Source organism: Nocardia sp. NPDC050793, assembly GCF_040654065.1.
Classification (GTDB): domain Bacteria; phylum Actinomycetota; class Actinomycetes; order Mycobacteriales; family Mycobacteriaceae; genus Nocardia.
Genome location: NZ_JBFAHG010000008.1, coordinates 23,523 through 42,631, shown reverse-complemented (window position 1 = coordinate 42,631; position 19,109 = coordinate 23,523). Strand labels below are relative to the sequence as shown.

General features: G+C 69.5%; 18 protein-coding genes and 1 pseudogene. 9 read left to right on the top strand and 10 right to left on the bottom strand.

Translation table 11 applies throughout. From position 1 onward, the window contains the following. Positions 1–39 precede the first annotated feature (39 nt). A complete protein-coding gene (locus tag AB0H50_RS25295) occupies positions 40–1,218 on the bottom strand; it encodes a histidine kinase (protein ID WP_357457066.1) in 1,179 nt (392 codons plus the stop codon). 91 nt (positions 1,219–1,309) lie between these two features. Here AB0H50_RS25295 and AB0H50_RS25290 point away from each other — a divergent pair, with 91 nt between their 5' ends. After that, positions 1,310–2,077 (top strand): TSUP family transporter, encoded by a 768-nt coding sequence (locus tag AB0H50_RS25290; protein ID WP_357457064.1) that lies wholly within the window; start codon positions 1,310–1,312, stop codon positions 2,075–2,077. Between the two features lie 95 nt (positions 2,078–2,172). Here the strand turns inward: AB0H50_RS25290 and AB0H50_RS25285 are convergent, their stop codons facing one another. After that, positions 2,173–2,829 carry a helix-turn-helix domain-containing protein gene (locus AB0H50_RS25285; RefSeq protein WP_357457062.1) on the bottom strand — a complete coding sequence of 219 codons (657 nt, stop codon included), beginning with the start codon at positions 2,827–2,829 and terminating at the stop codon, positions 2,173–2,175. Between the two features lie 209 nt (positions 2,830–3,038). Between AB0H50_RS25285 and AB0H50_RS25280 the strand changes: the two genes are divergently transcribed. After that, positions 3,039–4,577, top strand: coding sequence for a TldD/PmbA family protein (locus tag AB0H50_RS25280; RefSeq protein WP_357457060.1), 1,539 nt, complete (start codon positions 3,039–3,041; stop codon positions 4,575–4,577). 95 nt (positions 4,578–4,672) lie between these two features. Next, positions 4,673–5,989 carry a metallopeptidase TldD-related protein gene (locus AB0H50_RS25275; protein WP_357457650.1) on the top strand — a complete coding sequence of 439 codons (1,317 nt, stop codon included), beginning with the start codon at positions 4,673–4,675 and terminating at the stop codon, positions 5,987–5,989. Positions 5,990–6,054: 65 nt separating this feature from the next. Here the strand turns inward: AB0H50_RS25275 and AB0H50_RS25270 are convergent, their stop codons facing one another. The 3 genes from AB0H50_RS25270 to AB0H50_RS25260 form a co-directional block, all read right to left on the bottom strand. Then, on the bottom strand, positions 6,055–6,555 hold the full coding sequence (locus AB0H50_RS25270; protein WP_357457058.1) for a DUF4333 domain-containing protein: 501 nt from the start codon (positions 6,553–6,555) through the stop codon (positions 6,055–6,057). 218 nt (positions 6,556–6,773) lie between these two features. Next, positions 6,774–7,160 (bottom strand): PPOX class F420-dependent oxidoreductase, encoded by a 387-nt coding sequence (locus AB0H50_RS25265; protein ID WP_357457056.1) that lies wholly within the window; start codon positions 7,158–7,160, stop codon positions 6,774–6,776. A 52-nt stretch (positions 7,161–7,212) separates the two neighbouring features. Then, positions 7,213–7,761 (bottom strand): PadR family transcriptional regulator, encoded by a 549-nt coding sequence (locus AB0H50_RS25260; RefSeq protein WP_357457054.1) that lies wholly within the window; start codon positions 7,759–7,761, stop codon positions 7,213–7,215. 118 nt (positions 7,762–7,879) lie between these two features. On the opposite strand from AB0H50_RS25260, the gene AB0H50_RS25255 reads away from it, so the two are divergent. After that, positions 7,880–8,599: a glyoxalase gene (locus tag AB0H50_RS25255; protein WP_357457052.1), complete on the top strand. Its 720-nt coding sequence runs from the start codon at positions 7,880–7,882 to the stop codon at positions 8,597–8,599. A 31-nt stretch (positions 8,600–8,630) separates the two neighbouring features. Here AB0H50_RS25255 and map read toward each other — a convergent pair whose 3' ends face one another. Continuing rightward, entirely contained in the window at positions 8,631–9,398 is a 768-nt protein-coding gene (gene map / locus AB0H50_RS25250; protein WP_357457050.1) for a type I methionyl aminopeptidase, read from the bottom strand. Positions 9,399–9,617: 219 nt separating this feature from the next. Next, on the bottom strand, positions 9,618–9,764 hold the full coding sequence (locus AB0H50_RS25245) for a hypothetical protein (RefSeq protein ID WP_357457048.1): 147 nt from the start codon (positions 9,762–9,764) through the stop codon (positions 9,618–9,620). Positions 9,765–10,118: 354 nt separating this feature from the next. On the opposite strand from AB0H50_RS25245, the gene AB0H50_RS25240 reads away from it, so the two are divergent. The 4 genes from AB0H50_RS25240 (at position 10,119) to AB0H50_RS25225 (ending at position 13,072) form a co-directional block, all read left to right on the top strand. After that, positions 10,119–11,969 (top strand): hypothetical protein, encoded by a 1,851-nt coding sequence (locus AB0H50_RS25240; RefSeq protein WP_357457649.1) that lies wholly within the window; start codon positions 10,119–10,121, stop codon positions 11,967–11,969. Further along, positions 11,966–12,157, top strand: a complete 192-nt coding sequence (locus AB0H50_RS25235) for a hypothetical protein (protein WP_357457046.1) — start codon at positions 11,966–11,968, stop codon at positions 12,155–12,157. Before AB0H50_RS25240 ends, AB0H50_RS25235 begins: the two co-directional genes overlap by 4 nt. Positions 12,158–12,266: 109 nt before the next feature. After that, complete coding sequence (locus AB0H50_RS25230) at positions 12,267–12,752, top strand: hypothetical protein (protein ID WP_357457045.1); 486 nt, start codon at positions 12,267–12,269, stop codon at positions 12,750–12,752. Positions 12,753–12,808: 56 nt separating this feature from the next. Then, positions 12,809–13,072: a helix-turn-helix transcriptional regulator gene (locus AB0H50_RS25225; protein WP_357457043.1), complete on the top strand. Its 264-nt coding sequence runs from the start codon at positions 12,809–12,811 to the stop codon at positions 13,070–13,072. Between the two features lie 196 nt (positions 13,073–13,268). Here the strand turns inward: AB0H50_RS25225 and AB0H50_RS25220 are convergent. Continuing rightward, positions 13,269–13,511: pseudogene (locus tag AB0H50_RS25220) on the bottom strand (Dabb family protein); the annotation flags it as partial. 82 nt (positions 13,512–13,593) lie between these two features. Between AB0H50_RS25220 and AB0H50_RS25215 the strand changes: the two are divergent. Continuing rightward, positions 13,594–14,043, top strand: a complete 450-nt coding sequence (locus AB0H50_RS25215; protein WP_357457041.1) for an SgcJ/EcaC family oxidoreductase — start codon at positions 13,594–13,596, stop codon at positions 14,041–14,043. A gap of 555 nt (positions 14,044–14,598) precedes the next feature. Here the strand turns inward: AB0H50_RS25215 and AB0H50_RS25210 are convergent. Further along, on the bottom strand, positions 14,599–15,108 hold the full coding sequence (locus AB0H50_RS25210) for a hypothetical protein (protein WP_357457039.1): 510 nt from the start codon (positions 15,106–15,108) through the stop codon (positions 14,599–14,601). Positions 15,109–15,429: 321 nt separating this feature from the next. After that, positions 15,430–19,086 (bottom strand): cobaltochelatase subunit CobN, encoded by a 3,657-nt coding sequence (gene cobN, locus AB0H50_RS25205; protein WP_357457037.1) that lies wholly within the window; start codon positions 19,084–19,086, stop codon positions 15,430–15,432. Between the last annotated feature and the right edge of the window lie 23 nt (positions 19,087–19,109).

The following is a 19,109-nucleotide window of genomic DNA, read 5'->3' as shown; positions in this document are numbered from 1 at the left end:
CGGGACCAGGCGGTCGGCCACCCGAGCCGATGACGGTGCCTAGTAGTCCGACGGTTCCGGAACGAGCGGGATGGTGGCGCGCACCCGCCAGGCGCCGTCGGCGGCACGGCCCACGTCCAGGGTCCCGCCGAGGACCGCGATGCGCTCGCGCATGCCGACCAGTCCGAGGCCGCTCCCTTTGATCGGGCTGGCCTCTGGCCCGCGCATCGGAACGCCGCCGGAATCGGTGACCTCGACCAGGACGTCGCTGTCGCGCCTGTGCACCCGAACCCACGCCTTGGGGTGGGCGCCCGCGTGGCGCAACGTGTTCGTCAGCGACTCCTGCACGATTCGGTGTACGCCCAGGCTCACCTCGGGGGCGATGTCATCGATGTCGCCGGTCAGCTCGAGCTCGACGGCGAGACCGGTGCCACGCATCATCTCCACCACCCTGGCGATACCGGCCGTGCCGTGCTGGGGCAGCTGATCGGGCGCGTGCTCGGTGCGCAGCAGCGCGACCGTGCGGCGCAGCTCGCGCAGCGCCTCGCGGCCGGTGCTCGCGATGGTGGTGATGGCCTGTTCGGCGCTGTCCGGGTCGCGCCGCAGCGCGTACTTCGCGCCGTCGGCCTGCACGATGATGACGCTCACCGCGTGCGCGACGACATCGTGCAGTTCGCGCGCGATGCGGGTGCGTTCCAGCGCGACCGCCTCATGGGTGCGCCGCTCCCGGTCGTAGTCGGCGACCGCGAGCCGCGCGGCCACCTCGGCGTCGTAGGCGTGCCGCGCACCGTTGAACTCCGCCAGCGTCCAGCACAGCGCGTAGTACAGCGCGATGAATGCGATCGTCGACCACACCGGCTGATCGAGCAGCAGGGTCGACAGTGTGATGTCGACGACCAGACCCACGAGCAACAGCACGCCCTCGCGCCTGCCGACATAGGCGACCAGCGTGTACAGCATGATCCCGAGCGCGAGCAGCGCCGGGTGCACGGCCCTGTCGTCGAGCAGGTAGCTCAGCAGAGTGGTGCAGATGGCCAGGCCGAGCATGGTGGCCGCGGTGGCCCTCGGGTAGACGCGGCGGAAGGCGACCGGGATCGGCAGCAGTCCGCTGACCACCAGGTACACGGCCTTCTGGTCGGAGTCGCCGATGGCCGTGAGGTCGAGCAGCAGCAAGCCGAACGCGAGGATGGAATCCGCGACGAGGGGCTTGCCACGAAGCCACAGACTGAACCGGCGCATGCGGGCCAGACTAGGCGTACCTCCGCTGCGCACCAGTGAAGCCGCCGTCCCAGGTAGCGCGGAAACATGGGACGTCTGGTTGGGTTGCACCGTGAATCTTGCAGATTGGGCGGCCCTGGTGGCGGCCGCGACCGCAGCGGGATGGGTCGACGCGGTGGTCGGCGGCGGCGGCCTGATCGTCCTGCCGACGTTGTTCCTGGTGGCCCCCGGCATCGCGCCGCAGACCGCGCTGGGCACCAACAAGCTGGCCGCAGTCGCAGGCACCACCGCCTCCGTGCTGACCTTCGCCAGGAAGGTGCCGCTGCAGTGGCGGGTGCTGCTGCCCGCGGCGGGCATCGCCGCCGTGGCCGCGGCGGTGGGCGCGGCAGCGGTCTCGCTGATCGATCGCGACCTGTTCATCCCGATCGTGATGGTGGTCCTGGTATCGGTCGCGATCGTCGTGACGCTGCGCCCGTCGATCGGCGTCACCATCGCCACCCATCCGCCGACCCGCCGCAAGGTAGCGCTCGTCGTGGCGGTGGCCGCCGGGCTGATCGGGTTCTACGACGGCTTGCTCGGGCCTGGCACCGGCACCTTCCTGATCATCACCTTCGCCACGCTGCTCGGCACCGAGTTCGTGCGGGCCGCGGCCATGGCGAAGGTGATCAACTGCGGGTCCAATGCCGGAGCGCTGATCTTCTTCGGCCTCACCGGCCACATCATGTTCGCGCTCGGCGCGACGATGGCGGTCGCCAACGTCGTCGGCGCGATCGCCGGGTCGCGGATGGCGCTGAGCCGTGGCGCCGAATTCGTCCGCGTCGTGCTGCTCGTGGTCGTGGTGGCGATGGTGCTCCGCCTCGGCTGGCAGCAGTTCGGCTGAGCGGCGCGCTCTGTCTGTTCGAAGCGCTCGATCATTCGCAGTGCTCGGTCATCCGCAGTGCTCGGTCATCCGGAGCGCTGAGCCGTTCGAAGCGGTCAGCCCACCGGTTCGGCGTGCGCCGCGCAGCTGGCGGTGAGCCACGGCCGCAGCACGCGGCGGGTGGTCTCGTTGATCTGGCGGTGCAGCCGCTCACCGTCCTCGGGTCCCGCGTGCGGTTGCTGGAAGAGCACGGTGAGCGCGCCGGACACCGCACCGACCACCGCGCCGACCAGCGCCGCGGCGCCGACCTCGTCGAGTTCGTCGGGGAACGCGGCGTGCAACTGCCTGCCGATCTCGCGCTGCGCCACCAGCTGGGCGTGCGCGGCGCGTCCGCTCACCGCGGGCACCGTCCGCGAGACCTGGGCGCGCACCGCGGCGATGCGGGCGCCTAGATCGTCGATGAGATGTTCGCCGGGGTTGTCGCCCGCGGCTCTCAGCGCGCGCAGCAGCACCTCGACCGGACGCTCGCCGACGCGGCGGCTCGCGATGGCGGCCACGGCCATCCGCACTCGCTCGTCGGGTTCGGGGAAGAGCAGTTCTTCCTTGCTGGCGAAGTAATTGAAGAAGGTGCGCGTGCCCACCTCCGCCGCGGCGGCGATGTCGGCCACCGTGGTCTGGTCGTAGCCTCTGCTCTCGAAGAGTTCGACGGCGGCCTCGAGCAGCGCGCGGCGGGTACGGTCACGTTTGCGGTCACGGAGGGCGGATGGCGGCACGCGGGCACAGTACGGCATTCCGCAGCGCGGATGCGGTAACCCGCGTCCCGCGCGTGCCGTTCGCGCCGGTGCCATCCAGCGTGACGGATCGGCTCCCGGCGGATATCTTCCTGCGCCGCTTGGCATTTCGCGCGGCTTGACGCCCGGGGCGATGTGCGCGGCGCGTCCGCCCGATGCCGGTGTCGGCGGGCACCGGTAGCGTAACCGGAGTGAGCATCGTGACTTCCGGGGACGGCTCGGTGATCGACGCCGAATTCCTCGCGCTACCACTGTCCGCGCTGGCCGACGCCGCGCTCGCGGCGGCCACCGCGGCGGGGGCCGAGCACGCCGATCTGCGCGTGCACCGGTTGGTCACGCAGTCCATCCGGCTGCGCGACGGCCGCGTCGAGGCGATCAGCAATGCCACCGATCTCGGGTTCGCCGTGCGCGTGATCGTCGACGGCACCTGGGGTTTCGCCTCGCACGCCGCGCTCACCCCCGGCACCGCCGCGGAGGTGGCGCGCCGCGCGGTCACCGTGGCGACGGCCATGCGCGATCTCAACCGGGAGCGCGTCGAACTGGCCGACGAGCCGCGCTACACCGACGCGCGCTGGGTCTCGGCCTACGACGTCGACCCGTTCGCGGTGCCGACCGCCGACAAAGTCGCTCTGCTGCAAGACTATTCGGGCAGGCTGACCGCGGCCGACGGCGTCGATCACGTAACCGCCTCGGTGTTGCAGGTCAAGGAGCAGACCTTCTACGCCGACACCGCGGGCTCGTCGATCGCCCAGCAGCGGGTCCGGCTGCACCCGCAACTCGAGGCCGTCACCGTCGACTCGGCCGCGGGCGTCTTCGAGACCATGCGCACCCTCGCCGCTCCCGCGGGGCGCGGCTGGGAGTACGTCACCGGCGCCGACGGAATCTGGGACTGGGACGACGAACTCGCGCGCATTCCCGGCTGGCTCGCCGAGAAGGTGAAGGCGCCCAGCGTCACCGCGGGCCCGACGGATCTGGTGATCGATCCCAGCAATCTGTGGCTGACCATCCACGAATCCATCGGTCACGCCACCGAGTACGATCGCGCCATCGGCTACGAATCCGCCTATGCCGGTACCTCCTTCGCCACGCCGGACAAGCTGGGCACATTGCGCTACGGCACCCCGATCATGCAGGTCACCGGCGATCGCACCGAGCGCAACGGCCTGGCCAGCGTCGGCTACGACGACGAGGGCGTGGCCGGGCAGCGCTGGGATCTGGTGCGCGACGGCGTGCTCGTCGGCTACCAGCTGGACCGGGCGTTCGCTCCGCGCCTCGGATTGCCGCGCTCCAACGGCTGCTCCTACGCCGACTCCGCGCATCACGTGCCGATCCAGCGGATGGCCAACGTCTCGTTGCAACCCGACCCGGATCGCGACACCAGCACCGAGGAGCTGATCTCCCGGGTCGAGGACGGATTGTTCATCGTGGGCGACAAATCCTGGTCGATCGATATGCAGCGCTACAACTTCCAGTTCACCGGGCAACGCTTCTTCCGCATCCGCAACGGCGCGCTCGACGGCCAGGTGCGCGATGTCGCCTACCAGGCCACCACCACCGATTTCTGGGGCGCGATGGAGGCCGTCGGCGGCCCGTCGACGTGGCGGCTCGGCGGCGCCTTCAACTGCGGCAAGGCCCAGCCGGGTCAGGTGGCCGCCGTCAGCCACGGCTGCCCATCGATCCTGGTGCGCGGCATCAACGTTCTCAACACCAGGACGGAGGCCGGTCAGTGAGCGAGCCGGGCAGCGACACGGTGCACACGCGCGGCGTGGCGCCCGCGGGCGAAGTGGTGGAACGGGCGCTGGCGCTCTCTCGCGCCGATGAGGCGATGGTGATCGTCACCGACGCGCACGAGGCCTCACTGCGCTGGGCGGGCAATTCGATGACGACCAACGGCTCGTCGGTGTCCCGGGATTGGGCGGTGGTGTCGATCTTCCGCGACGGCCCGCACGCGGCCAGGGTCGGCAGCGTCGGTTCGACAAGCGTCGACCTCGCGGAGATCGAGGGGGTCGTGCGGGCCAGCGAGGCCGCGGCGCGCACCGCGGAACCCGCGAAAGACGCCATGCCGCTGCTGGAATCGGACGCCACCGCCGAGGACTGGGCGGCCGCGCCGGGCAGCACGGGCATCGAGGTATTCGCCGATCTGGCCCGCGACCTGGCGACCGGTTTCGACGGCGCCGACCTGCTCTACGGCTTCGCCCACCACCAGATGCACACCACCTGGCTCGGCACTTCCACCGGCATCCGCCGCCGCTTCGTGCAACCGACCGGTTCGGTGGAGATCAACGGCAAACGCGGTGCCGGCGCGGAGCTGGCCAGTGCCTGGGTCGGTGTAGGCACCGCCGATTTCACCGATGTCGACACCGCCGGCCTGCTCGCCGAGCTGAACCGTCGCCTGGATTGGGCGGGACGCCGCGTCGAGCTGCCCGCGGGCCGCTACGAGACGCTGCTGCCACCGTCTGCGGTCGCCGACCTCATGATCTACATGGCATGGTCGATGGAGGGCCGCGGTGCGCAGGAAGGCCACAACGCCTTCGCCCGTGCCGGCGGCACCCGAATCGGCGAACGGCTCACCGATATTCCGCTCACGCTGTATTCCGATCCGACCGCGGCCGGGCTGGAGTACCGGCCGTTCGTCGCGACGTCCGCCTCGTCGGAGGCGCTGTCGGTCTTCGACAACGGCCTGCCCGCCGCGCGGGTGGACTGGTTGCGCGATGGCGTCGTCGAATCGCTGGTCTATCCGCGTGCCACGGCAGCGGAATTCGACGCTCCCGCCACGGTGCCGGGCGAGAACCTGTTGCTCACCGGCGGTTCCGGCGCGAGCCTGGACGAGATGATCGCGCGCACCGAGCGCGGCCTGCTGCTCACCACGCTCTGGTACATCCGCGAGGTCGATCCGGCGAGCCTGCTGCTGACCGGTCTCACCAGGGACGGCGTCTATCTGGTGGAGAACGGCGAAGTCAGCGCGGCGGTGAACAACTTCCGTTTCAACGAGAGCCCGATCGATCTGCTGCGCAGGGCGACCGAGGCGGGCGCGACCAGGACCACGCTGCCCCGCGAGTGGAAGGACTGGTTCACCCGAACCGCCATGCCGCCGTTGCGGATTCCCGACTTCCACATGTCCTCGGTGAGCCAGGCCACCTGACACGACGCAGGGCCGCTCCGCGTTGGGAGCGGCCCGCACGGGTGGGATCGTGGCGGCGACCGGCCTCAGTGCGGGCGGCCGACCTCGTAGGTGCCGTCGCTGTCGGTGATGGTGACCGACACGGACTTCTGCGTGCTGCCGACCTTCACGAGGCATTCGAAGGTCGCGCCGAGGATGACGGACTGACCCGCCGGGCAACGGACGTCGCGGACGTCGTCGATGCCGTACGAGTCGATGAGCACCAGCTGCACGCCGCGTTGCAGGTCCACCTGGTCCAGCTGGTTCGCCGGTAGGTCGACCGCGCGGACCGGTGCGGCGGGGGCCGAGGTCTGCGCCAGCGGCGCCGAGGCGGACGGTGTGCGCGCCGGGTTGTCGGCCGCCGTGCTCTCGCGGATGTTGACCACCACGAGTCCGGCGATCACGCCGGCGATCGCGATGGCGACGGCGCCTACCAGAGCGGCGACGAGCACGGGAAGCCAACCGCCGTCAGTGGTTTCGGCGCTGTCCGAGTAGTCGGCGACCGGATAGGGCTGCGGGGCCCGCGGCGGCCGAGTCGGTGCTGTCATGAACGATCCCTCCCCCCGGGGCAGGGTCGAGACATCATGTCCGCCTGGGGACTACCCCGGTATGCCCGACGAAGGATAGCCGAGCCGTGATCACGCCGTCCGCCGGTACCCCGGAATCTCCGTGTCCGCCTTGCCTATTCCGGACTTTCCGGGCATTCGGCCAGGTCCGTCCGCCCCCGTCCGCACCTGCCTCGCGGCGGCCGTCGTCCGGCGGCCGCTCAGGCGTCGGGGGTGAACTCGATGCCGATCGTGCCCGCCTTGCCCCTGCGCAGATTGCTGCCCAGGATGACCAACGGTCCGAGCAGCCAGTACTTCTTGCGCAGCAACTTGCGCACGCGTTCGGTGCCTTCGGCGTCGAGCACGCGCCCCGTGCCCGCGACGACGGCCCCGCGCACCCGCTTGCCTCTGGCGTCGCAGGCCTGCACGGTGCAGGCGGGATTCCGGCGCAGCCGCTTGACTTTCCAGCTGTCGGTCTCCGTCCAGATGTACAACTTGCCGCCGTCCGCTACCGCCCACACCGCGGTGCCGACCGGGGTGCCGTCCTTGCGGAAGGTGGTCAGCTGCACGTAGTCGGCGGAGCCTGCCTCCGCGAGCGAGTTCGTCATGATCGCAGCGTATCCGCACGCGCGGCGGAGGCGCGAGGGCAACGCGAACGGATCACTCCGGCATGCGGTATTCGCCCGACTCCAGCCGGGCCAGCAGACCCTCGGTCCATCGGGTCAGGTTGTCGAACACGCCGCTCCACAGCTCGAGCAGATCGGGCATGTGCGGCGCCTCGTAGCGGCCGGGAAAGGTCGGGATCATGGCCAGCAGATCGTCGCGCACCGCGGCCGCGTTGCGCCGCTGCTCTTCCAGTTTCGCGATGACGTGCGCGCACGGCAGAGCGTCCATGAAAGCGATGGCGGCGCCGAGTTCTTCCATATCGATGCTCACCAGCGCGGCGTCCATGAGCCTGCGGAACTCGCCCTCCCCCGCCTCGGTGAGCTCGAACAGCGTCCGGCCCGGCCCCTGGTCGCTGTGCTCGGTGCCCAGCGCGCGCAGTTTCCCTTCCTGTGTCAGCTGTTTGAGCGCGTGGTAGATCGAGCCCGGTTTGACGTTCGTCCAGGTTTCGGCCCGCCACGACAGCAGCTCGCGCCGCACGGCGTAACCGTGCGCCGGTTGGCGGGTGCGGATCACCCCGAGGACGAGCAGACGCACGGCCGCCACACACGGTTCCTTTCTCCCTGACGCGATGAACGACCCATGCTACTCAAATTTGACTTCCTCGAGCGCGTGCGCCTAGCGTGACAGTAATCAAATTTGACTAGCGTCGGAGGAACGACTCATGGACGACTCCCCGGTCCCGATGCTCTGGACCGCGTCGCCGGCCACCACCCTCGACTTCTACCGGGCCATCGGCTACACCGTGACCCACGAACAGACCCGCCCCTACGTCTATCTCGCGCTGGAATTCCACGGCTGCCCTGTGCATTTCAGCTCGCCGCCCACAGGCTTCGAGCTGCCGCCGGAGCTGGTCGGCTGCCTGGTGATGGTCGACGACGTAGCCGCGCGCCACCGCGAGTTCACCGCCGCGCTGCGCGCCGCCTTCGGCAAGGTGCCCGCCAAGGGCCGCCCGCGCATCACTCGCTTCCGGCCAGGACAGAGCCGCTTCACCCTCGTCGACCCTGACGGCAACACCCTGCTGTTCATCCAGCGCGACGAGCCCGAGAGCCTCGAGCACGGCGGCTCACGTGACCTGGAGAATCTGGCGAAAGTCATCGACAACGCGCGCATACTGCGGGATTTCAAGACCGACGACAAAGCCGCCGCGCGGGTGCTCGAAGTCGGCCTCGGTCGCTTCGCCGCGACGGCCGCGCCGGTCGAGCGCGCGCGGGCGCTGGCCATGCTCGCCGAGATCGCGGTCGCCGCGGAAGACCCGGAGCGCGCCGCACGGTATCGCGACGAGGTGCGCGCGCTGCGCCTTTCGGCCGAGGACCGCGAAACGGTGGCCGCGGAGCTCGGGGCGGGCGTGGAGCTGGAGCGTTGGCAGACCGAAACGCGCTGAACCGGAAAATGCTGAGCCGGAACGGGATTCGTCAGGCGACGCGGGTCAGCACCTGCGGCCCGTCGGCGGTGATGGCGACGGTGTGTTCGGAATGCGCGGTGCGCGAACCGTCGGCGGAACGGATGGTCCAGCCGTCGTCGTCGGTGTAGATGCGGTCGGTGGTGCAGGCGAACCACGGTTCGATGGCAATGGTCAGGCCCGGCCGCAGCGGATAGCCGCGACCGGCCCGGCCCGCGTTCGGCACATGCGGGTCCTCGTGCATGGTGCGCCCGAGGCCGTGTCCACCGAACTCGGTGTTGACCGGATAGCCGTAGGCGCGGGCCACCCCTTCGATGGCCGCGGAGAGGTCGCCGATGCGGTTGCCCGGCAACGCCACCGCGATGGCCGCGGCGAGCGCGTCCTCGGTCGCGCGCACCAACCGCAGGTCCGCCTCGGCCGCGGTACCGACGATCACGGTGATCGCCGAGTCCGCCACCCACCCGTCGACACCGACCGCGAGGTCGATGCTCAGCACATCGCCGTCGCGCAGCACGTAGTCGAACGGAAGTCCGTGCAGCACGGCGTCGTTCACGGACAGGCACACCGTGTTCCGGAACGGGCCGCGCCCGAAGGACGGCGCGTAGTCCCAGTAGCACGAGACCGCCCCGCGGTCCCGGATACGTTCGCGCACATAGGCTTCCAGGTTCAACAGGTTGACCCCGACCCGCGCCCGCGTGCGTAGCTCGGCGAGCACGTCCGCGACGAACTCACCGGCCACCCGCATCCGGGCGATCTCCCCGGACGACTTCAACTCCACCATTTTCCGACCTCCACTGCGTCGAATACACCACATGCCGAACCCATCCCTTCCGAACCCATCAGCAGGACAAGTCGGCGGCACATTCGGATGGTATTTTTATACCAGCGTAGCGGCGTCGGTATTTAAATACCAAACGCACACGCGACTGCGCCGTGCCCGGCGACTCCCGGGCCCGCCAGAGTTCGGGAGGCGCGCCCGCCGAATCGCCGGCGAGCGGCCTTACTCCGCGTCGCCTTCGCCTTGCTCCAGGGCGCGCAAGGCCTCCGCCAGTTCGGCCCGCAACCGCTCCGCCGCCTGGCGATCATTGCAATCCTCGGCCGTGGTGATGTCCTGACGAAGCTGGGCGATCGTGTCGCGGGAAACCATGAATCCTCCCTCTCGCTCTCACGGCGTTGTCATTCCACTCCGGGTGTGTCCGGTTTCCCGACGCGGAAACCCCGGCCGCCGCGCGCGAGACTTCCGAGCACGACCGGGTACCGAGCCCGCAGGCCCTCGCTCCGAACAAGTGAACAGTCGTGCTCTGAAATCGGATCGACGATGCCGCGTGCGCCACCTCCCGCGGGTACGCGCGACGCCCCGATGGAAAGGGCTCCGAGCTGCCTACTCCTTGCGTGGCCACGCAAGCTGGTTACACTTCGCCTAATGTGTGCTACCTTCCGTTACATTAATAATGAGACGAGTGTAAACTCAGTGCGGTTGGAGGTTTTCGTGTCCGGCACGATGCACGAAGCGGTAGGACGGCTCGCCGCGCCCGGCACCGAGGGCGGCGGCGCGGCGCTGGATCAGGTGGCGATCATGACCGCCTCCGCGGGCCTGATCGCGCTGACGCTGCTGTGGGTCGGGTACCTGCATCGGACCCGGCGCATCACCTGGCTCGGCGAACTGGCCGATCGCATCGGCGCCGTCTTCAACCGGCCCGGCTGGGTGGCCCTGCCCATCGTGATGTTCCTGGCCACCATTCTCACCGCGCTGCTGGGCTTCATCTGGGATGTCAGCCTGCACGTGGGCAACGGCCGCGACGAAGGACCGCTCGCCAACCCGGCGCACTATTTCATCCTGGCCGGCCTGTTCTTCCTGTTCACGGCCGGGATGCTGGCTATCGTTCTGCCTTTGGACGAGAAGCCGGGCGCGGCGGCGGTGCGGATCACCCGCGCCTGGTACGCACCCGTCGGCGGCATCCTCATCGCGGGCGCCGGCCTCTACGCGCTCATCGGGTTTCCGCTCGATGACATATGGCACCGGATGTTCGGCCAGGACGTCACGCTATGGGGACCCACGCACCTCATGCTGATCGGCGGCGCGGGCCTGTCCCTGGTCGGCGTGCTGCTGCTGGAATTCGAGGGCGGCCGAAACCGGCCGGACCCGGACCGCGCCGACGGGCGCCTGATCTGGACGCTGCGCGCCTTCGCGTTCGGCGGCCTCATCATCGGCCTCTCGGTGTTCCAGGTGGAGTTCGATTTCGGCGTCGAACAGTTCCGGCTGGTGCTGCAGCCGATGCTGATCGTCGCGGCGGCCACCGTCACGCTGATCGCCGCACGGGCGACGCTCGGCGCGTTCAGCACCTTCGTGGTGGTCGGCTTCGCCGCGGTGGTGCGCGGGGTGGTGGCGTTCCTGGTCGGCGGGCCGATCATCGACGCGCCACGTAACGTCTTCCCGCTCTACCTCGGCGCCGCCGTGGTCGTGGAACTGCTCGCCCTGCTGCCGCTGGCGCGTAAACCGCTCTGGTGGGGCGCGGCGGCGGGCTTCGCGGTGGCCACCGTCGGCGTCTGGCTCGAATCCCGCTGGGTCGACGCAATGTTCGTCGATCCGTGGCCCGCGGCAATGTGGCCGGAACTGCTGGCGATGACCGTGCCGACCGGGATCGCGGGCGGCGTCGTCGGCGCGCTGCTGGGCACGGTACTGCGCGGGGAGCCGCTGCCGCGCCCGCCGGTGCGCCGCGCCATGATGGTCACCGCCGTGCTGATCGTCGCCGCCGCCACGACCAACGGCCTGCTCATCCACGTGCCTGACCAGGCGAGCGCCACCGTCGCGCTGCGCGACGCCGAGCCCGTCGACGGGGGCCGCATGGTGACCGCCGACGTGCGGCTCGACCCGGCCGACCTGGTCGGTGCCGACCCAGAATGGCTGCAAATCCTGGCCTGGCAGGGCGGCGTCGGGTCGGACAGCCCCGACCGCGGCCTGGTCGTCGACCAGCTGCGGCGAGTCGGCGACGGGCACTACGTCTCGACGAAACCCGTTCCGGCGCACGGCTCATGGAAGACGGTGCTGCGCCTGCAAGATGGCCGCACGCTGACCGCGCTGCCGATCTTCATGCCCTACGACGCCGGTATCGGCGCGGCGGAGGTCGCCGCTGCGCCGGAGTTCACCCGCCCGTTCGTCGCCGAGATCACGGTGCTCCAGCGGGAGCGTTCGTTCGATCACCCGGCCTGGCTGTTCGGTGCGGCCTCGCTGGTCGTGCTGGTGTGCAGCCTGGTCCTCATCGGCGCGCTGTCCTGGGGCGCGGCCCGGATCAACGACCGCTACTCCACCACCGCCAGGACCGACGCGGCCGCGCCGGTGACGGCGGGATGACCGTGCCCGCCGACGGCGCGGACCTGCTGGCGGACCATTCCATCCTGCTGGCGATCCCGGCCTTCCTTCCGGCGCTCGCCGTGGTGGGCATCATCGTGCTCGTCGCGGTGCGTGATCGCCGTACCGAGCGGCGCGAGGGCGAACAGAGCTCGACATCCCCCGTGAGCAGCGACGAGGAGACCCGATGAAGCGCACTGGGCGATACGCGGCGGTTGCCCTGGCGGTGGCGGTGCCGGGCCGGGTCGAGGTCGAGCTGCATCACGCGCGCAAGACCGTCGCCACGGTGGTCGTGCGCCCGTGACAGAGTTCAGCGCGCACGGGATCTCCGGCGCGACCGATCTGCCGATTCCGTTGTCCTACGCGCTGATCGGTGCGGCCTGGGCGCTGACGTTCTCCTTCGCCGTGCTGACCTTCGCGTGGCGCGAGCCGCGACTGGACCCGGATTCGCCCGGCGCGCCGCTGCCCGAGTTCGCACGCGCCGTGGTGGATTCCGCGGCGGTGCGCACTCTGCTGGGCGGGCTCGGGCTGCTCGGCGCGCTCGCGGTCCTCGCGGTCGGGTTCTTCGGTGCCTCCGACTCGGCGCGCAGTCCGGTGCCGGGGATCGTCTATATCTTCGTGTGGGTCGGGGTGATGGTGGCCTCGCTGGTGCTGGGGCCGGTGTGGAAGATCCTGTCCCCCGCGCGGGCACCGCACCGCTCGATCTGCCGGGAGGGTTCCACTGCCTTCGACAGCTTTTCGATGTTCGCCGGCTGGCGCGCCGTCCTCGATCGGGTGGGGGCCTGACATACCGCACGCCGCGTCGTTTGCGGTATTTAAATACCGCATCTACCCTGGGGCACATGGTTCGTTTGCCGCTGACGCCCGCGCAGATCGAGGCGGGCCGCCGCTTGGGCGCCCGTCTGCGCGCTGCGCGCGGCGCACGCGACCTCACCGAGGTGGCCACCGCCGCCGGTATCTCACCGGAGACGCTGCGCAAGATCGAGACGGGCCGGCTACCGTCGCCCGCGTTCGGGACCGTCGTCGCGCTGAGCCAAGCACTCGGCATTCCGCTCCAGGAACTCGCCGACACGTGGCGCTCGGCCGGGCTGGCCGAATCCGCCTGAGCCGCTGGAGCCGCACCCCGGACGCCAGTGAGATCTCCTCGGCGATCAGCACTTCCGAGATCGACTCCATCAACTCGGCCCAGTCCGGGTACATCGCGATCTTGCGTTCGCGCATGGCCATGATCTTGGCGCCGAGCTCGGGGTCCATGTCGTCGGAGACGTCCGGGCCGATCGCGAGCTTGGCCAGGTGCGGGATGATGCCGGGATCGCCGGCGAGGTGCACCGGGTCGTGCATATAGCGCTCCAGCGCCGCCAGGTCGGCGATGCCGACGCAGTAACTGTGCGTATACCCGGTCGTCGGATCTCCGAGATGCTGTCCCACCGTCGAGAACGACACCGATTCCACCGCCGCCGTGCGCCGCATCGTGGCGAGAACCTCCGCTTTCCGGCCCTCCGCCACCCCATCGCGGAACGCGAAACGCAGCAGGTGAACGATCATGACTACCTCCACGCGTCGGGTACCGCGGGGCCGCGGCCATGGATTTGACCTGAACCTTTGTTCAGGTACGAAGCTGATGGCCATGGACGCAACGACATACGAATCTCCGGTGGTCGAGGACACGACCGTGGATCACACCGAGGACATCGCCGCGATCAAGCGGTTGGTGGCCGATGTGGAGGAGGGCTTCAACAACAAGGACGCGGAGTTGATGGTCAGCGGCTTCACGGCCAACGCGGCGGCGGGCAATGCGGTGGGCATGGTGATCACCGGACGGGAGGCGCTGCTGGAGGCGGGCCGCAAGGGGCTGGCGGGGTTCCTGAAGGACGAGTACGCGCGGTACGAGGTGACCGACATCGTCTTCCTGCGTCCGGATGTCGCCGTCGCGCACAAGGCGGCGCGGGCGATCACGACGGAGGGCGAGTTGATCGACGAGGACCCGGCGATGGTCACGCTGTACGTCCTGGTGAAGGAGAACGGCCGGTGGTGGACCGCGGCGCGGCACAACACGCTCGTTCCGAAGGCCGGCTGAGGAGCCGGGGGAGAACCACCCCCGAACAGAACAGTCCCCGGTAGTCTCCATCGATTCCGTGAGCGTCAGTCGTCGCTGACGTCTCTCCGGTCTTCGACTGGCTTGCCGGGGGCCTAGCCGGATCTTGAAGATTTGTCACTACATTCTTTGGACGTCTCCGCCGTTTGTACGACTCTTCTTCGGTGTTTCCGGTGTACAACCTATAGTCCTCGGTTTTTCCGTCTAGTCAATAGCTGGACACCCCAATTTTCGACGTATTTCCGCCGCTCACCGCCGCCATCGGCGCCCCGCCGCACACTCCCCGCGAACCCGTCGCACACACGGCCGCCCGGCGGCCACGACTGGCCCCTCGGCGAGGCGGTTCCCGCAGCGACTTCCTACGCCTCGCCCAGGTTGTACCGCCTGCGAAGCGTGAAGGTCCGCGAGGACCGATTTACGGAAGAAATGGAATGCGGGGTGTACGGAAATTGCGAGGGCGCGGGAGCGGCCCGTCCGGAATTCTTCCGGTACGGGCCGCGGGTGGTCGCGGGGTCGTTCACCCCGCGATTGCTCGGCTCAGGCGTTCGCGCCGATGATCCCGCCGATCACGGCGCCGATGATGCAGCCGGGAATGGCGGGCAGGATGAGGAAGATCGCGCCGATCAATGCGCCGATCACACAACCGATCGCAATACCGCCGATCGTCGTTCCCGCATCACCGATGAACGCCAGTTCCGGCTGGACCGGGCCGCTCACCGGGGTGAGCGTCAATTCCGTTGCGCTCACGTCGATTACCGGCGCGAAGTGCACCTGCTGCCCCGCCACGGTGTGCAGCGTGGTCGGCAGGCTGCCGATCACCGTGCCGTCGGGCGCGTGCACCAGCACCGCGTCCGGCGCGACCTCGAAGGTCCCGGACGCGAGGGTGAGCGTCGCGCCCGAGCGATCCGGCGCCACCGAGGCGGTGTACTCGACCTCCTGGTCCACCCCCGCCAGCACGCCGCCGGGCGAACCGTTTGCGGTCGCGGTGGCGATGCCGGTGGTCGCGGCAACAGTCAGCACCGCGGCCGCTATCAACTTTTTGATCATGATGAGTCTCCATCATCCGGCCGATCCGAATATTGAGTGCCCCGAGAATCGGCTTTCAGGACATCGATAATGATGCGCCATAGGCACTCTCGGTGTCGATAGAGTGACGAGACCGAATTGTGTTGCAAGATCAGCGAATCGGCCATGAAATTGGGGGGTTGCCAATTCGGGCCGATAGCATTTGCACGCCGTTGTACCCGATAACAAGAACGAAACGACATGCGGCACAATAGAAACCGAGGCGTCGTTTTGCGATGGCATACCGCGGAATGGGCGGCGGGCGGAACCGATCATAACCGGGCCCGCCCGCGCGAGGCCGAGCTACTCGAGTTCGCCTTCGGTCTCCAGGTACACCTGGCGCAACCGGTCGAGCGTCTCCGGCTCGGGTGCGGCCCACATGCCGCGCTCGGCTGCCTCCAGCAGCCGTTCGGTGATGCCGTGCAGCGCCCACGGGTTGGACTGCTCCATGAACTTGCGGTTCACGTCGTCGAAAACGTAACTCTCGGTGAGCTTTTCGTACATCCAGTCGGCGACAACGTCGGTGGTGGCGTCGTAGCCGAACAGGTAGTCGACGGTCGCCGCCATCTCGAACGCGCCCTTGTAACCGTGCCTGCGCATCGCCTCCAGCCAGCGTGGGTTGACCACGCGCGCACGGAACACGCGTGAGGTCTCCTCGGACAGCGTCCTGGTGCGCACCGCGTCGGGCCGGGTGCTGTCGCCGATGTAGGCCTCCGGATTCTTACCCGTGAGCGCGCGCACGGTGGCGACCATGCCGCCGTGGTATTGGAAGTAGTCGTCGGAGTCGGCGATGTCGTGTTCGCGAGTGTCGGTGTTCTTGGCGGCCACCGTGATTCGGCGATAGGCAGAGCGCATGTCGTCCGCCGCGGGGGCGCCGTCGAGATCGCGGCCGTAGGCGTAACCGCCCCAGGCGGTGTAGACCTGCGCGAGGTCGTCGTCGGTGCGCCAGCTCTTGGAATCGATGAGCTGAAGCAAGCCCGCGCCGTAGGTGCCGGGCTTGGAGCCGAAGATCCGGGTGGTGGCGCGGCGCGCGTCGCCGTGCTCGGCGAGATCCGACTGGGCGTGCGCGCGAACGTAATTCGATTCGGCGGGCTCGTCCAGTTCGGCCACCAGCCGGACGGCGTCGTCGAGCAGGGCGAGCACGTGCGGGAAGGCGTCGCGGAAGAATCCGCTGATGCGCACGGTCACATCGATGCGCGGCCTGCCGAGTTCGGGCAGCGGGATCACCTCGAGTGTGGTGACGCGTCGGCTGGCCTCGTCCCACACCGGGCGTACCCCGAGCAGCGCGAGTACCTCGGCGATGTCGTCGCCGGAGGTGCGCATGGCCGAGGTGCCCCACACCGAAAGCCCTACCGAACGCGGGTATTCGCCGTGATCGGCCCGATAGCGTTCGACCAGCGACTCGGCCATGGCCTGACCGGTCTCCCAGGCCAGCCGCGACGGCACCGCCTTCGGATCGACCGAGTAGAAATTGCGGCCGGTGGGCAGCACGTTGATCAGGCCGCGCAGCGGCGAGCCGCTCGGTCCCGCAGGGACGAACCCGCCGTTCAAGGCGTGCAGCACCCGCTCGATCTCGACGCCCGTCTGCCGCAAGCGCGGCACCACTTCGGTGGCGGCGAAACGCAGCACGGCTCGCACCGCGCCGGCCGTACCGGGCTCCGCGCCGCCGACAGCCGCCGCACCCGAAGGCGCCAGGGTGTCTGCGAACTCCGCGACCAGTCCGTCGATCGCGTCGACCGACCAGTCGGCGGCCTGCAACGCGCCGAGCAGCTCGCGCGCCCTGCCCTCGATCAGGTCGACCCGCTCACGGGCCTCACCGCCGGATTCGTTCAGCCCCAACGCCTCTCGCAGACCGGGCACCGACACCTCGCCGCCCCACAGCTGCCGGGCGCGCAACATCGCCAGCACCAGGTCGAGCTCGCCGTCGCCCGCGGGCGCCTGGCCGAGAACGTGCAGTCCGTCGCGGATCTGGACGTCCTTGATCTCGCACAGCCAGCCGTCGACGTGCAGCAGCATGTCGTCGAAGGACTCCTCGTCCGGGCGTTCGGCGAGCCCGAGGTCGTGGTCCATCTTGGCCGCGCGCATCAGCGTCCAGATCTGCTGGCGGATGGCGGGCAGCTTGGCCGGGTCGAGCGCGGAGATGTTGGCGTGCTCGTCGAGCAGTTGCTCCAATCGCGAGATGTCGCCGTAACTTTCGGCGCGCGCCATGGGCGGGATGAGGTGGTCGACCAGGGTCGCGTGCGCGCGACGCTTGGCCTGGGTGCCTTCACCGGGGTCGTTGACCAGGAATGGGTAGATCAGCGGCAGATCGCCGAGCGCCGCGTCGGTGCCGCACGAGGCCGACATGCCGAGGGTCTTGCCCGGCAGCCACTCCAGGTTGCCGTGCTTACCGAGATGCACCATGGCGTCCGCGCCGAAACCGCCCGCCGCCTGGGGCGCCGCCAGCCAGCGGTAGGCGGCAAGGTAGTGGTGGCTTGGCGGCAGGTCGGGATCGTGGTAGATCGCGACCGGGTTCTCGCCGAACCCACGCGGCGGCTGCACCATCAGCACCACATTGCCGAAACGCAGTGCGGCGATGACGATTTCGCCTTTCGGATCGGCCGAACGGTCGACGTACAGCTCGCCCGGCGGCGGGCCCCATGCCTCGACGACGGCCTCGCGCAGGTCCTCGGGCAGGGTGTCGAACCACGCGGTGTAGGCGGCGGCGCCGATGCGAATCGGGTTGCCCTCCAACTGTTCGGCGGTGAGCCAGTCGGGGTCCTGCCCGCCGGCCGCGATGAGCGTGTGGATGAGCGCGTCGCCATCGCGCTCCTCGAGGCCGGGCACCTCGCCCTGGTCGCCGAGATCATAACCGGCGGAACGCAATTCGGTGAGCAGCCGGATGGCGCTCGCGGGCGTGTCGAGGCCGACGGCGTTGCCGATGCGGGCGTGCTTGGTGGGATAGGCGGAGAGCACGACGGCCAGCCGCTTCTCGGCGGCCGGAATGTGGCGCAGCCGCGCGTAGCGTGTCGCGATGCCCGCGACCCGCGCGGCCCGCTCCGGATCGGGGACATAGGTGGACAGGCCGTCGGCGTCGAACTCCTTGAACGAGAACGGCACCGTGATGATGCGGCCATCGAATTCCGGCACCGCCACCTGGGTCGCGACGTCCAGCGGCGAGAGACCGTCGTCGTTGTCCTCCCACTGGGCGCGGCCGCTGGTCAGGCACAGGCCCTGCAGGATCGGCACGTCCAGGTCGGCGAGCGCGCCGACGTCCCACGCCTCGTCGTCGCCGCCCGCCGACGCGGTCGCCGGTTTGGTGCCGCCCGCGGCGAGCACGGTGACGACCAGCGCGTCCGCCTGACGCAATGTGGCCAGCAGCTCGGGCTCGGCGGTGCGCAGCGAGGCGCAGTACAGCGGCAGCGGTCGCGCGCCCGCGTCCTCGATCGCTGCGCACAGTGCGTCGATATAGCCGGTGTTGCCCGCCAGATGCTGGGCGCGGTAGTAGATCACCGCTACGGTCGGCACACCGGCGACGGGCGCCGGGAACCGGGCCTCGCGATCCAGCTCGCCCCAGCTCGGCAGCTGCACCGGCGGCGTGAAGCCGTGGCCGGTGAGCAAGACCGTATCGGACAGGAAGTTGTGCAGCTGCCGCAGGTTCTCCGGGCCGCCCGCGGCCAGATAGTTGTGCGCGTCGGCCGCGACGCCGCCGGGCACCGTCGAGCATTCCATCAGCTCGGCGTCCGGCGCGATCTCGCCGCCGAGCGCGACCATCGGTACGCCGCTGTCGCGCAGCGCGGCGAGCCCGTCCTCCCAGGCGCGTTTGCCGCCGAGAATGCGGACGACCACGAGATCCGCCCCGTCCAGCAGCCCGGGTAGGTCGTCGACCAGCAGGCGGGCGGGATTGCCCAGCCGGTAGTCCGCGCCGCTGGCGCGCGCGCTGAGCAGATCGGTGTCGGACGTGGACAGCAGCAGGATCACGGGTGACCTTCCTCGGGTGACGC